General features: G+C 62.7%; 8 protein-coding genes and 4 pseudogenes. 6 read left to right on the top strand and 6 right to left on the bottom strand.

Features of this window, described 5'->3' with window-relative positions:
- Positions 1–190 precede the first annotated feature (190 nt).
- On the bottom strand, positions 191–1,102 hold the full coding sequence (locus tag OKW40_RS34185) for an AraC family transcriptional regulator (RefSeq protein ID WP_184037292.1): 912 nt from the start codon (positions 1,100–1,102) through the stop codon (positions 191–193).
- A gap of 182 nt (positions 1,103–1,284) precedes the next feature.
- Here OKW40_RS34185 and OKW40_RS34180 point away from each other — a divergent pair, with 182 nt between their 5' ends.
- Entirely contained in the window at positions 1,285–2,286 is a 1,002-nt protein-coding gene (locus tag OKW40_RS34180; protein WP_429493513.1) for an autoinducer binding domain-containing protein, read from the top strand.
- A 76-nt stretch (positions 2,287–2,362) separates the two neighbouring features.
- Here OKW40_RS34180 and OKW40_RS34175 read toward each other — a convergent pair whose 3' ends face one another.
- The 4 genes from OKW40_RS34175 to OKW40_RS34160 form a co-directional block, all read right to left on the bottom strand.
- Positions 2,363–3,124, bottom strand: a complete 762-nt coding sequence (locus OKW40_RS34175; protein ID WP_184060479.1) for an ABC transporter permease — start codon at positions 3,122–3,124, stop codon at positions 2,363–2,365.
- The gene (locus OKW40_RS34170; protein WP_090810431.1) at positions 3,121–4,047 is read right to left on the bottom strand and encodes an ABC transporter ATP-binding protein; all 927 of its coding nucleotides are present in this window, start codon (positions 4,045–4,047) and stop codon (positions 3,121–3,123) included. Before OKW40_RS34170 ends, OKW40_RS34175 begins: the two co-directional genes overlap by 4 nt.
- Before the next feature lie 256 nt (positions 4,048–4,303).
- On the bottom strand, positions 4,304–5,959 hold the full coding sequence (locus OKW40_RS34165; RefSeq protein ID WP_429493985.1) for a tannase/feruloyl esterase family alpha/beta hydrolase: 1,656 nt from the start codon (positions 5,957–5,959) through the stop codon (positions 4,304–4,306).
- Between the two features lie 35 nt (positions 5,960–5,994).
- Positions 5,995–7,110, bottom strand: a complete 1,116-nt coding sequence (locus tag OKW40_RS34160) for an OpgC domain-containing protein (protein WP_429493512.1) — start codon at positions 7,108–7,110, stop codon at positions 5,995–5,997.
- Between the two features lie 30 nt (positions 7,111–7,140).
- On the opposite strand from OKW40_RS34160, the pseudogene OKW40_RS34155 reads away from it, so the two are divergent.
- The 4 genes and pseudogenes from OKW40_RS34155 to OKW40_RS34140 all read left to right on the top strand — a co-directional run.
- Positions 7,141–7,245 (top strand): annotated as a pseudogene (locus OKW40_RS34155) (IS6 family transposase); the annotation flags it as partial.
- 126 nt (positions 7,246–7,371) lie between these two features.
- Positions 7,372–7,453 (top strand): annotated as a pseudogene (locus OKW40_RS34150) (IS6 family transposase); the annotation flags it as partial.
- Positions 7,454–8,501: 1,048 nt separating this feature from the next.
- Positions 8,502–8,594: pseudogene (locus OKW40_RS34145) on the top strand (ESPR domain-containing protein); the annotation flags it as partial.
- Between the two features lie 12 nt (positions 8,595–8,606).
- The gene (locus OKW40_RS34140) at positions 8,607–12,962 is read left to right on the top strand and encodes a beta strand repeat-containing protein (RefSeq protein WP_429493984.1); all 4,356 of its coding nucleotides are present in this window, start codon (positions 8,607–8,609) and stop codon (positions 12,960–12,962) included.
- 47 nt (positions 12,963–13,009) lie between these two features.
- On the opposite strand, the pseudogene OKW40_RS34135 reads toward OKW40_RS34140, so the two are convergent.
- Positions 13,010–13,305 (bottom strand): annotated as a pseudogene (locus tag OKW40_RS34135) (IS6 family transposase); the annotation flags it as partial.
- A 372-nt stretch (positions 13,306–13,677) separates the two neighbouring features.
- Between OKW40_RS34135 and OKW40_RS34130 the strand changes: the two are divergent.
- A complete protein-coding gene (locus tag OKW40_RS34130; RefSeq protein WP_429493511.1) occupies positions 13,678–14,802 on the top strand; it encodes an acyltransferase family protein in 1,125 nt (374 codons plus the stop codon).
- Positions 14,803–14,908: the final 106 nt, after the last annotated feature.

The raw sequence follows: 14,908 nt of genomic DNA, 5'->3' as shown, positions 1-14,908 counted from the left end.
GATCGCGGGCGGCCGGCCGAACCGCGAAGCCTTGCTCCACGTGCCATGCCAGTTTTGCACCGCGCGCCGCCACGAAAGTTCGTAGTTTGCAAGCCGCGCAATGCAAAGCACACTGCGCAAGTGCGTGATTCCGACTGTAGAAAGGCGAGCCGTTACGGCGTGCGCAGGCAAGCATCAGCCGGCGTGCATCTCAAGCGCGCAGCCGGTAGGCGAGCGGCGTCGCACCATAGCCACGCTTGAACTGCACGGAGAAATGACTGGCATTCTCGAAGCCAACTTCGAGCGCGATTTGCAGCACGGTTCGATCCGTGGCGCGCAGCAGCCTCGCCGCTTCCTCGAGCCGCAAGCGCGTCACGAACTGATGCGGCGTCTCCCCGGTCTCGCGGCGAAACACCCGAGCAAAATGAAAACTGCTTAGGCCGGCCTGCTCGGCCAGTTCGGCGATCGCCAGATCTTCGGCGAGATTGGTGCGGATGTACTCGGTCACTCGGCGAATCCGGCGCGGCACCAGCCGTTCGGGCCGCGTCGCGCCGCCGCGCCGCGCGTCGTTGCCGCTGGAATAGTGCTGCAACAGGTGCGCGGCGAGCGCGTGAGCCAGCGTATCGACATACAGACGCGAATCGGCCGGATCGCGGGCGGCGCGATGCAGCGCGGCAAGCATCGCGGCGATCAGCGGATCGTTGAAGCGCATCGCGTCGCCGAGCGACAGTTCACGCGACGCGTCGAGCCCCATCTGTTGCGCGACGCTGTCGATCAAATCGCGCTCGATGTGCACGTGCAACGTAGACAACGGCTCGTCGCTGATCGAATGCCAGCGCCACGAGATCGGCGTGGGCGGCACGAACCACAGGTCGTTCACGCGCATATCGGCGCTTTCCCAAGCTCCGCCGAGGTTGCGTTCGAGATGCTCGGCGCCGCTCGCGAGCGTCATCAGCGTGAAGTCGCGCAAACCGGGCGCTTCGAGCAGGTCTTGCCGCACCGGCTCGAGATACGAGCGCAGCACCAGATGCCGCCACTCGCGATCCACGCTCGACACGAGTCGCTGGCCGGCCATGTAGCGGTCGTAGGCGAGCGTCGTCGTGAGCTTGGGAATTCGTGCCATCAGATCCCCTCGAAGGAGGTGCCGTATGGAAGGAGAAACGCCGCCGTACCCGTATTGCCGGTCCACTGTCAGCGCAAGATCACAAAAATGATAGCAAGGAACCGGCTACCGACATTTCACGAAATCGCTAATCATTGAGGTTGTCGTCTTTCACGCGTTTAGAACGCCGGAGCTACCGTTTCATGGAACATGAATGCGATACGCTGCCGCAATGGCTGACCGGCTCGCCGCAAGGCGAAGCCGGGCACGCGTCGGCAGCACACCCGAGAGCGGCATCCGCCCAACCGGCTTACCCGGCCGGCGCGCGGCACGCCGCGCAATCAGCCCACGCGGCTGAAGCAGTGAAGATGTCTCCCCGCGCCGCGAATGGTGCGGGTCGCAGTGGCTTTCTGACTCTGTTCACCGAGGAAGAAATCGGCACGCCGTCGCCCGCAGCGCGGCGGGCCGCGCCGCTGATCGGTCCGCTCGGACGGTTCGGCAGCGCGCAGGACCGCATGGAGTTCGTGCGACAGCGCATCAGGCAATTGGGCTTCGACTCGTTCAGCTATACCGCGACACGCACGTCTTCGCATCACAAGACGATGTTCGTGTTGACGAGCTACGAGTCGCAGGCATGGCTCACGCGCTATTTCCGCGAGCGCTATTTCGAGCTCGATCCGCGCGTCGCGCTCGCGTCGCCGACCGGCATGCCGTTTCTGTGGAATACCGCCGACCTGCGCGCCGACCTGCCGCGCGCGCAGCTGCGCAGCGAGCGGCTCGGCGCGCTGATCGACATGCTGGAGGCGACCGGCCGCAAGAGCGGCATTCTCACGCAGATGCCGCTGCCGGAGCCGGAGCTGAGCGCGAGCCTGTGCTTCAATTCGGAGATCGGCAACCCGCGCTGGATGACCGAATCGATCGTCGCGGAAACGCTGATGTTCGCGCACTCGATTCATGAGTTCATCTGGATGCACGCGAAAAGCGTGATCGGCATCGCGCCCGCGCAGCAGCAGCGCGTCGCGCTGAGCACGCTGCAGCACGCGGTGCTGAAGGCGGTCGTGCAGGGGCAGCGCGACAAGGAAATCGCGTATTTCCTCGGGCTCTCGCCGCATAACGTCGACTATCATCTGCGGCGCTTGCGGCAGCTGTTCAACGTGCGCAACCGCGTGCAGTTGATCAATGTCGCGCAGGCGTATCTGTTGTAGTCGGCGTCTGCGCGTATCGATGAAGAGGGCGCGACGGCTTTTCGCTGTCGCGCCCTCTGCTAATCGCGCGGTCTTATCAGCTTTTCAAGCGATAGCCGGTCCTGAAGATCCAGCCGACGATCACGAGGAACACCGCGAGGAACAGCAGTGTCATGCCGAGACTCAGGCCGACGCCGACGTCGCCCAACTCGTAGAAGCTCCAGCGAAATCCGCTGACCAGATAAACGATCGGATTGAACAGCGTGACGGCGTGCCAGAACGGCGGCAGCATGTCCACCGAATAGAAGGCGCCGCCGAGAAACGTGAGCGGCGTGACGATCAGGAGCGGCACCAGTTGCAGCTTCTCGAAGCTGTCCGCCCAGATGCCGATGATGAAGCCGAGCAGACTGAACGTGACGGCCGTCAGCACGAGAAACAGCACCATCCATAATGGATGCATGATCTGCAACGGCACGAACAGCGCGGCGGTCGCGAGAATGATGAGCCCGAGCAGGATCGACTTGGTGGCCGCCGCGCCCACATAGCTGACGACGATCTCCAGATACGATACGGGCGCCGACAGCAGCTCGTAGATCGTGCCCGTGAAACGCGGGAAGTAAATCCCGAACGACGCGTTCGCGATGCTTTGCGACAGCAGCGACAACATGATCAGACCCGGCACGATGAACGCGCCGTAGCTGATGCCCTCCACTTCCTTGATACGCGAGCCGATCGCCGAGCCGAACACGACGAAGTACAGCGACGTGGAAATCACCGGCGCGATGATGCTTTGCATCAGCGTGCGCCACGTGCGCGCCATTTCGAACTTGTAGATCGCGCGCATTGCGTAGATGTTCATGGGTTCCCCCGCAGCAGGCTGACGAAAATGTCTTCGAGCGAACTCTGCGTGGTGTGCAGGTCCTTGAAGCGGATACCGGCGTCGTCGAGCGATTTCAGCAGCGCGATGATGTCGGTGCGCCCGCCCTCGCCTTCATAGGTGTAGGTCAGTTCGTTGCCGCCGTTCGCGACCGCGAGCCCGTAGCCGGCGAGCGAAGCCGGCACCGTGTCGAGGGGGCTCTCCAGTTGCAGCGTCAACTGCTTCGTGCCGAGCTTGCGCATCAGCTCGGTCTTCTCTTCGACCAGCATGATTTCGCCCGCGTTGATCACGCCGATGCGGTCGGCCATCTCCTCGGCTTCGTCGATGTAATGCGTGGTCAGGATGATCGTCACGCCGCTCGCCGCGAGCGAGCGCACGAGCTTCCACATGTCGCGCCGCAGCTCGACGTCGACGCCGGCGGTCGGCTCGTCGAGAAACAGCACGCGCGGCTCGTGCGACAGCGCCTTCGCGATCAACACGCGCCGCTTCATGCCGCCCGACAGCGTGATGATCTTGTTGTCGCGCTTCTCCCAGAGCGACAGGTCGCGCAGCACTTTCTCGATGTAAGCGGGGTTCTTCGGCTTGCCGAACAGGCCGCGGCTGAACGACACGGTGGCCCAGACGGTTTCGAACGCGTCCGTGGTCAACTCCTGCGGCACGAGGCCGATCAGCGAGCGGGCCGCGCGATAGTTGGAGCCGATGTCATGGCCGTCCACCGTCACGCCGCCTTCGCTCGCGTTGACGATGCCGCAGACGATGCTGATCAGCGTGGTCTTGCCCGCGCCGTTCGGCCCGAGCAGCGCGAAGATTTCTCCACGGTGGATCGCCAGATTGATGTTCTTCAGTGCCTGAAAACCGCTGGCATAGGTTTTCGACAGATTCGTGACCGAAACGATTGGCTGCATGGACTCGATGATGGCCGACACCGCTGTTGAATGACAGGAAACGGCGCGAAGGAACGCGCCGCATCCGCAATGTAATGGAAAGTGCGAAAGCGTGCAGCGCACGCGAGCGGACGAACAGATCGTGCGGTTGCGGCGCTACGTGCGCGAAAAGGCGCTGGCGCTCGGGGTGTCGGCTCGTCGGGCGTGGGCCCCGGCTCGATCCGCACGCTTTGTTGCGCGGCTCGCCGGCCAAACAGGCGCTGCGACGACTCAGACCTCAAGGCTGCGCACAGACAAAACTACTCGCCAGATTTACATTGCCCCGGCCGAGATAGCGCGGAAACTCGGGATAGCGGCACAGCGGCCGCGAGCGTCCATTCGTCGCCGCGGCGAGATCTGTGGCCATCAGCGTTTCGGGCGCGACGCCGCGCGTGACCCACGCGTCGAGCGCGCCGAGCAGATCGACCGATGGAATGAACACGCCGTTGCCATGCTGAAACCCCGGCACCATGTACAGCCGCATGAAGCGATCCACCTCGTCCTTGCCGAAACGCGCGACTAGCGCGTCGTGATATGCGATCGTCTGGTTCGGGCTGATCACTTCGTCGGCGAGACCCTGCAGCGTGATCAGCTTGCCGCCGTGCGCGATGTAACGCGACAGGTCGGGGTTCATCGCGCCGATCGTGCCCGACAGCGCGATCAGTTGCGCGCGATATTTGCCGGGGCGTTGCGGATCGAACGTCAACGAATCGAAGTCCGCGTCGCGCGCGACGAAGTAGCGCAGATAGCCGTCGCCTTGCGCGAACAGATAGCCGTTCGGATAGAACGTCGGCACCGGTTGACGCCGCGGCTGATGCGCGAGCCCGAGCGAGCCGGTCAGTTGCGTGCCCTGGAACACGTTGTAGCCGCGATAGCCGCTCACCTCCCACGCGAGCCGATACGGCAGCGACAGCCCGTCGCGCATCGCCAGCAAGGTGGCCAGTTGCGCATCGGTCAGACACGCATCGTCAGATGAAAGGCGCGGCGCGCAACGCAGCGAATCGACAATTTGCGCTTCGTGCGCGCGACATGCTTCGACGTCGCTGACGATGCCGTCGGCCATGCCGTCGAGCCGGTCGCATACCTCGAGCGTGCGTTGATAGACGCGTTCGAGCAGCGTCGGCGGCACGAAGCCGCCCGGCGTACCGTACTCGGCCTGGCCGAGCTTCACGCCGATCAGCCGCACGCCGGAAAAATTCAGCGCGGGCGCATTGGCGATCACGCCGTCGTAGTCGTCGGGGAAGCGCTGCATCACCGTGTAGCCTTCGCGGCCCCCCGTCGAGCCGCCGGCAAAATACATGCGCTGCGGCGGCCTGCCGTACGCGTGCGCGATCAACGCGAGCGCGACGTCATGGGTTTTCTTCAGATGCGCGTAGCCGAAGTTCGTCACCGCTTCATCGACGAGACCAAACGCCGCGAGCGACGAATCGCCGACATGCCCCGAGTCGTCACCGAACGTCGCGTAGCCTTGCGCGAGCGGCGCGCGATCCGGCGAGAACGGCATCACGCCGGTGCCGCTGACAACCACGCCGTTGTACCCGCCGCCGCCGATCTGCAACGCACGGCCATTCCAGCGACTCGGCAGATTCAGATCGAAGCGGATGTCGGGCGTTGTCCGATTCAGCGCCTTGATGCGCCCCGTGATGCGGCAATACTCGCCGCCTTGCTGATTGCCCGGCGCGGTCGCGCCGATCATCGCCGCGCTTTCGATCAGCGCGCCGGCCGTCGGCATCTCGATCAATTCGGGCGACAGCACCGCGCCCGCGAACTCCGCGCAGTGCATCGCGAACGGTGTCTCTTTGGCCTGCGCGGCCGTGCGATGCATCGCGAGCCACGCGAGCACGACGACGCTCGTCACGGTCGCGAGTCCAACGAGCTTGCGCGTCGTGCGCATCGTGGTCGTGATGCGCCCGCGGCGCTCGCGTCGTGTCATCCGCAACCCGCGCCATTCGCCTGTGCGCCCGACTGCTGCCCTTTCCAGCCGCTCCAGCCGCGGGCGATCATCAGCAGCGCGCCGATCGCCGCGAGGTCGCCGCCGAGCCCGACCAGCACCGCGCGAAAGCCGTGAAACGTGTGCGGTGTCGCCGTGTCGATGATCAACGACACCAGCGTGCCGGTCACGAAGCACACGAGTCCGGTGCGCCCCACCGTCACGACGGCGGGCAGCCGCCTCGCTAGCCACGCGATACTGCCCATCCGCACGAACTGGGCGGCGAGCCACGCGATGACGATGAAATTGATCACACGTTCCACTGAAAGATTCTGCTTGTGCGTGCCGGACAAAGGCTGCGTCAGCACGAAAAGTTTGACCATCGCGAAGCCAAGCACCCCGACCACCGCGACGCGCGTGAGCCACTGCGCGGCATAGCTCGCATGAAAACGTTCGCTGATGGGCTGGACGCGGCACAGCATACCGAGCACGAACATCAGTTGCCACGCAAACGGATTAAAAGCCCAGTCGGCGATAGCGTCAATGCTGAATAACGCGGCGAGCGGCCGCGCGACGGCCCACACCGCGACGCTCACCGCGAGCGCGAGCGATGCAGAGCGGCGCGCGAGCGGCACCATCACGGGCACGCATAGCGCGAACAGCACGTACATCGGCAGCACGCTGGACAGATACGGTTGCCGGCGCAACAGCGCGATATCGAATGCTTGACGCCATGGCTGCAACGCGAACGGCGGCCAGCCGGTCATTTCTACCATCGGCCGATTCAGATCGAGCAGCGCGAGAATCGCTCCGGACACGAGCGTCAGCACCGCCGTCAACAGATACGCGCGATAGATCTCCCCGCAGCGTTTGAGGAAGCGCAGCTGCGCCGCGTGTTCGCCGCGATGCGCAAGCACCGCCGTATACGCCGCCGCCGATGCATAGCCGCCGAGAAACACGAACACCTCGGCCGAATCGCACAACGCGTACGCGTGCAGCATCAGATGCGATAGCGTGCTGCCGGGAATGTGATCGAGCACGATGACGATCAGCACGATACCGCGAAAAAAATCGACTTCGACCGATCGTCCACGGCCACGGCCTGGGGTTTCCATTCGTCTTCTCGAAGAATGCGCGCTGGCGGCACGCAAGAACGTGAATGGCCACGCATCAGCGGGTGCGATCCTGAACGCACGCAGGCTTTCTTATCGAGCATCGGTCCGATCCGTCAGCACTTCGCGCTCAAGCGAAGGCCGGCATGACCGCCGGATGGCGGGCTGTTTGCTAAAGGGATCGGTGGCTGGCGGAAACCATGTCGCACTCCTGTCCTCAACTAACCGCTTGACCACAGTTGGGTCTCTGCGGCGTGCACGGCAGAAGTATTTGTGACGTTGCGCGGCGAGCCGTACCTGCTGTGGCGCGCTGTTGATCAACACGGGACTGAACTCGATATCTTCATGGAGGATGGCGGCTCTCAGCGTTCTTTCCCGCTCGAGAAACTCCAGCTGCAGGCGAGTCTGCCGGAGAGCGAAATCGGTATAGCGATCCTCGACGTAGTCCGTGACGGTCGATTTCAGCACAACGCCGGTCAACAGCACCAGGACAAACGAGACCGCGACGCCCGCGCCCATGACGAGCGTCCGCTGATAGCGGTTCAGCCTGCTCGGCTCATCAACGCGTGAGTCGCCGTTGAGCGTGTGAACCACGCGTCCATGCCTGCTGGAATCTGTGCTCTGTGATGGCATGGCGGACCTGAATCAGGGACGCAAGGAATGATTTCCGCATCATACGGCGATTCCGACTCGTTGCGTGTTTGATGTCGATTGAGCCGCCTGTGGCGGGCGGCGTTGCGGTTTGCGCCTGTCCCCGCCTTCACTTCTGGTCGTCGCCTGTTACGTGAAGCTCGACTGAAACCCGTTCGGCGCGCGGTTGCACTCGTCAGCGCAAGCATTGGCGACGGGCATCGCTGAACTGTTGATAGTTGATGAAACACATAGGGCACCCTTTCCACTATCTGCCGTCCCGTCAAGATTTCTGACCTTGCCACGCTCTCCGCGTTAGCAGGCAGTGCCGCCATCTCAAGCGCTGCAGCGCTCAAATACCGGCCCGCGCCGATTCGGACCTGTCCTATTTTTATCCAATCCCAAAAATCCACTATCTGCCGTCCCGTCAAGATTTCTGACCTTGCCACGCTCTCCGCGTTAGCAGGCAGTGCCGCCATCTCAAGCGCTGCAGCGCTCAAATACCGGCCCGCGCCGATTCGGACCGGTCCTATTTTTATCCAATCTCAAAAATATAGACTGAACCCAGTTACAGAGATTTAGCAAAGGCCTGCCCTAGATTGACTCGGCAGAAATCTGGCCGATTCTTACTGCGGCCATGAGCTTTCTGGATCGTCATCGCCCCCGTTTTTGCAGCTGATATCGAACAGCAAGAAATGGCAACGGCGATTTGGCATTAGTTCGCATAACTCAATTCTTTTTCAAAATTTAAAAGGAATCATGTCATGAACAAGTCCTATGTCAGCATCTGGAGTGAAGCCCTTGGGTCGTGGGTGGCTGCATCCGAGCACACTGCACGTCGCGGCAAGCGCAGCAAGTCACGCTGCGTGATGGGTAGCATCGGCGTAGCCTTGGGTGTAATTGCGAGCTACAGTGGGAACGCTGCTGCTAGTGTTACGAACCCTATTGGCACCTACGGCAACATTGCCATTAACAATTCGACCATCACCACCACCGCTGCTTCTGCCAGCACTGCTGGATCGATAGCGATTGGTGCTGGTGCAAACGCTAGAGGCGACGTCAATTATGACGGTAGCTCGGCCATTGCCATCGGCGATTCGGCGAAGGCGAACGGGGGTGGCGCGATTGCACTCGGCGAAATGGCCGTTGTCAACGGTGATCGCTCGGCAGCTTTCGGCCCAGCTTCAACCGTGAGTGCCTCAGATTCTGTGGCGCTCGGTTTCGGGAGCACGGTCACCGCCACCAATAGCGTAGCTTTGGGCGTGAATTCGGTGGCCGACCGGGCGAATACGGTGTCGGTAGGCACGTCCACCGGCCAACGCCAGATCGTGAACCTGGCTGCAGGTACCCAAAGTACGGATGCCGTCAATCTGAGCCAGCTCGGAGGAGTGGTGAATGCGCTAGGCGGTGGGGCGGCGATCAAGTCGGATGGCACGATCAGCGCGCCGAGCTACAGCGTGGGCGGTACGACGGTCAACAACGTGGGTGACGCGTTTGCCAACATCGACGAAAACGTGCGCCACAACGCCGAGTTCATCGATAACCTCAACGATGGCCTAGCGATGATCCACAACATCGCGCTCGACAACAGCAAGGACATCGCGATCAACAAAGCCGACATCACGAAGATGAGTGGCGACATCACGAACGTCACCAACAACCTGAACGACGGCACGATCGGTCTGGTGCAGCACGACGCAGCGACCCGGAACATCACGGTGGCCAGGGATCTGGACGGCACGACGGTGGACTTCGGTGGCACCGATGGCGTGCGCACGCTGAGCGGCGTGAAGGCCGGTGCGCTGAGCGACACCAGCACCGAAGCGGTGAACGGTTCGCAGCTGCACGCGACCAACCAGAACGTGACGGCCAACACGACGAACATCGCCGACAACGCGACGAACGTTGCGGCCAACACGACGGCGATCACCAGCATCGACGGCCGCGTGACCAACGTGGAAGGCTCGGTCACGAACCTGACGCAGCAGCTGGACGGCGGCAGCGTCGGCCTGGTGCAGCAGGACGCGACCAGCAAGACCATCACGGTGGCCAGGGACCTGGACGGCACGACGGCGGACTTCAGTGGCACCGATGGCGCGCGCACGCTGAGCGGCGTGAAGGCCGGTGCGCTGAGCGACACCAGCACCGAAGCCGTGAACGGTTCGCAGCTGCACGCGACCAACCAGAACGTGACGACCAACACGGCCAGCATTGCGGCCAACACGACGGCGATCACCGGCATCGACGGCCGCGTGACCAACGTGGAAGGCTCGGTCACGAACCTGACGCAGCAGCTGGACGGCGGCAGCGTCGGCCTGGTGAAGCAGGACGCGACCAGCAAGACCATCACGGTGGCCAGGGACCTGGACGGCACGACGGTGGACTTCGGTGGCACCGATGGCGTGCGCACGCTGAGCGGCGTGAAGGCCGGTGCGCTGAGCGACACCAGCACCGAAGCGGTGAACGGTTCGCAGCTGTACGCGACCAACCAGAACGTGACGGCCAACACGACGAACATCGCCGACAACGCGACGAACGTTGCGGCCAACACGACGGCGATCACCAGCATCGACGGCCGCGTGACCAACGTGGAAGGCTCGGTCACGAACCTGACGCAGCAGCTGGACGGCGGCAGCGTCGGCCTGGTGCAGCAGGACGCGACCAGCAAGACCATCACGGTGGCCAGGGACCTGGACGGCACGACGGCGGACTTCAGTGGCACCGATGGCGCGCGCACGCTGAGCGGCGTGAAGGCCGGTGCGCTGAGCGACACCAGCACCGAAGCCGTGAACGGTTCGCAGCTGCACGCGACCAACCAGAACGTGACGACCAACACGGCCAGCATTGCGGCCAACACGACGGCAATCACCAGCATCGACGGCCGCGTGACCAACGTGGAAGGCTCGGTCACGAACCTGACGCAGCAGCTGGACGGCGGCAGCGTCGGCCTGGTGCAGCAGGACGCGACCAGCAAGGCCATCACGGTGGCCAGGGACCTGGACGGCACGACGGTGGACTTCAGTGGCACCGATGGCGTGCGCTCGCTGAGCGGCGTGAAGGCCGGCGCGCTGAGCGACACCAGCACCGAAGCGGTGAACGGTTCGCAGCTCTACGCGACCAACCAGGCAATCGCGAACGCGAGTCGCTACTTCAAGGCGGGCGGCCTGGAGGATGGCACGGACGATGCGATCGCGGCAGCCAAGTCGGTTGCGGTTGGTGCGGGCGCATCCGCCAATGTGGGCAGCGCAGCAACCGCTAGCTGGAATAATCCTCTTGTCTCGGGCAACGGCTCCAACACGGATATCAATGGTGTTGCTATCGGAGCTAACGCTCGTGCTTCGCTGGGCGGTATTGCACTTGGCGACACGGCCGTAAGCGATAGTTATTCTGGTGTAGCGCTGGGCGCATACACCGTAGCTGGCTCGCATGGAACCGCGGTCGGCGCAGGCGCGATGGCCCAGGGTACGGATAGTTCTGCGCTGGGGTACAACGCCCTTGCCACCGGAGGAAGTGCAGCGGCAATGGGTAACTTTTCGACTGCCTCGGGCGACAAATCCGCGGCCCTTGGCGCGAAGGCGAATGCACAGGCGGCGAATTCGGTGGCGCTGGGTGCAGATTCGATCGCAGACCGCGACGATGCGGTGTCGGTTGGCAACGCGACGCTCAAACGCCAGATCACGAATGTGGCGGCCGGTACGCTGTCGGCTAGCAGCACGGACGCGGTGAACGGCAGCCAGCTGTACGGCACGGCATCGAGCGTGGCCCAGGCACTGGGTGGCGGTTCGACCGTGAACGCGGACGGCACGATCAGCGCACCGAGCTACGCCGTGGGCGGCACGACGGTGCATAGCATCAGCGATGCTGTTACCAACATCGACGGCCGTACGACGCAGAACGCGAGTGACATCGCGCAGAACACCGCGAATATCACGAACGTGCAGAACCAACTGGCTGATGGCTCGGTGGGTCTGGTCCAGCAGGACGCGACCACCCGTGACATTACGGTTGCCAAGGACACCGACGGTACGGTGGTGAACATGGCGGGCACGGCGGGCGACCGCACAGTGACAGGCGTGGCCGCAGGCGCGGTGAACGCGTCGAGCGTGGATGCGGTGAACGGCAGCCAGCTGTATGGCACGGCGTCGAGCATGGCCCAGGCACTGGGTGGCGGTTCGACTGTGAACCCGGACGGTACGGTCAGCGCGCCGAGCTACAGCGTGGGTGGTACGACCGTGCATAGCGTAGGCGATGCCGTCACCAACCTGGATGACCGGGTCACGCAGAACACCACGGACATCACGAAGCTGCAGACCCAGGTGGGCGACGTCGGAACACAACTGTCGGGCGCGGTGCAGTACGACCGTAACGTTGACGGTTCGGTGAACTTCGGTTCCGTGACGCTGGGTGGAGGCCAGAGCGCAGGTCCGGTGACCCTGACCAATGTGGGGAACGGCACGAGCCAGTATGACGCGGTGAACTACGGCCAGCTGTCGGCGTTGCAGGACCAGGTGACGGATCTCAATGGCCAGGTGAAGGATCTCGGTTCCCAGGTGTCGAACATCCAGCCGGTCACTCCGGATGTTTCGTCGTCGGACCGCAACAGTGAAGCAGTGGCTAACGCGGCGATGCCGGGTACCGGTGCGGGCAGCACGGTGGTTGGGGCAAACGCCAGCGCCGCAGCGGAGAACGCGGTGGCAGTGGGCGCCAATGCGGCGGCGACCGGCGTCAACTCGACGGCGATCGGCACGGGCTCGCAGGCTGGCAATGCGAACTCAGTGGCGTTGGGTCAGGGCTCGGTGACGGATCGCGATAACTCGGTATCGGTGGGTTCAGCGGGTCACGAACGCCAGATCACCAACGTCGCAGCGGGTACGGCGGACACGGATGCAGTCAATGTCGGTCAGATGAACAGCTCGGTCGCACAAGGCGTTCAGCAGGCCAACAACTACACCGATCAGCGTATCAACGCGACCAACCAGGCGGTCAACAATCTCGCCAGGAACGCCTACTCGGGAATCGCCGCCGCCACCGCGCTGACGATGATTCCAGAAGTCGATCAAGGCAAGAAACTGTCGTTCGGTATCGCGGCAGCGACTTACAACGGTTATCAGGCGATCGCACTGGGCGGTACGGCTCGTATCAAGGACAACATCAAGGTGAAAGCGGGTGTTGGGATGTCGGCGGGTGGCACGACTGCCGGGATTGGTGCCTCGTATCAGTGGTAAGCGGTCGGCGGGAAAGGGTGCGTGTGCCCTCTCCCGCTTTTTCACGATTGATCAACAGCGCGCCACAGCAGGTAAGGCTCGCCGCGCAACGTCACAAATACTTCGTCAAGGTGCCATGTCGTGCCGGGCTTGCGACGCGCCGCTTTGACACGGTGGGCGAAACGGGCACCGAATTTATCGCACCAGCGTCGGACTGTTTCGTAGCTGACGATAACCCCCGCTCGAATAGCAGCTCTTCGATATCACGCAGGCTGAGCTGAAACTTGAAATACCAGCGGACCGCGGAACTGATGACCGCCGCTGGAAAGCGATGACCGTGGTAAAGCGATTTTTCATTCTTCATCACGCGATCTTACTCGAACATCTCAGCAACGTGACAGTGCCCATCAGCGTGCCAACCTGGGCGAACGACAAAAGACTCGATCGTTCAATGCATCACCTATGACGCAGGCGAAGGCGCTGACGATCCGCCTCTAATGTTCGCTTTCACAACGGCTTTCTGAAATGGAGTCGTTGGCGACTGGTAATACTCGGCGCGTCTTTAGCGAACACGCGGAAAGTTTTGCGGCTTTTCATGCACGAAACAGGGACACCCGTCTTCATGGATGGACGCGAGCCTCGAAAATAAATCGTCGAACGCGCGCTGCGATTTTTTTCGCATTTTTTCCCCGTACGATGTTTTCGTGCTTTTCCGCCGCTTTGCGAATAGAGGTTTATGAAAAACAGAATTGCCGGATTCGATGGATTGCGCGCGATCGCTGTGCTGATGGTGTTTCTGCAGCATCGACTCTTCGGCGACATCGGCGAAATCGGGCATCTCGGCGTGTGGATCTTCTTTGCACTGAGCGGCTTTCTGATCATCGGCATCCTGTCGTCGCGGCGCGCGCGCATCGAAGAGGGCGACAGCTGTTTCCGCACCGAGCTCGGGCGCTTTCTGTTTCGTCGCACGGTGCGCATCTTTCCGATCTATTACCTGATGCTCGTCGTGATGTGCGTGCTGATGGCATTCGGCCTCGCGAATCCGGAACTGGCGAGCGGCATGCCGTTTCACTTCGCGTATCTGTCCAACTTCTGGATCGGCTCGGTGCTGCGTTACTGGCCGGGCCGCTATTCGCACTTGTGGAGCCTCGCGATCGAGGAGCAGTTCTATCTCGTCGTTGCGCCGTTTTTGCTGCTGCTCGCGACGCGGCGACATCGAGTGGCATGTTGGGCGATCGTGGCGCTCGGCCTTGCCGCGCTGTTCGCGATGCGCGCCGCGCATTGGGATGAGATCACGATCTATACGCACCCGTTGAGCAATGTCTGGTTGCTCGCGTTGGGCGGCATCGGTGGTCTGGTGATCGAGGACGATCGCGGCCGCGTGCGTGCCTGGCTCGGTCATGGCCTGACGCTGTTCGCGCTGAGTCTGGTCGTGATCGGTTTGTGCGCGGCCGAGCCGAGGTGGAACATGCTCGACGATCCCTTGCTGTTTACCGCGATCAGCGCAACGTACGGGATCGGTATCGCGGCGCTGGTGGCTTCGATCGCGTGTTGCCGCAATGCTGCCGTGATGGGTCTGCTACAGACGCGTTGGCTCGCCGGTCTTGGGCGTATCAGTTACGGCTTCTATCTGTATCACAACCTGATCCCCGATCTGACGCGTAACCGTCACGCCGAGGCGTTGTTTGGCGGCAGCGTGCCGATGTGGGCACACATGCTTGGCATCGTCGCGTCGTTTGCGATTTCGCTTGGCATTGCGGTGCTGTCGTGGCGGTTGATCGAGGCGCCGATTTTGCGAGTGAAGACGCGCGGCGAATCGGTATTGAAAGCGGCGGAGAACGTCGCTTCCGACGTAGCCTGACAGATCGAACCAGGTCGCCGATCTATCCGGCTACGCGCCTCACGCTATCATTCGGCCTCACCACCCGGCCGCCCCGGGATCGTCGGACTTCGCGTAGCGCATCATC

It is taken from the genome of Paraburkholderia sp. RAU6.4a, assembly GCF_050435625.1.
Lineage (GTDB): Bacteria > Pseudomonadota > Gammaproteobacteria > Burkholderiales > Burkholderiaceae > Paraburkholderia > Paraburkholderia tuberum.
Note: the sequence above shows the minus strand (reverse complement) of the source record. Positions and strands in the feature narration are given on the sequence as shown.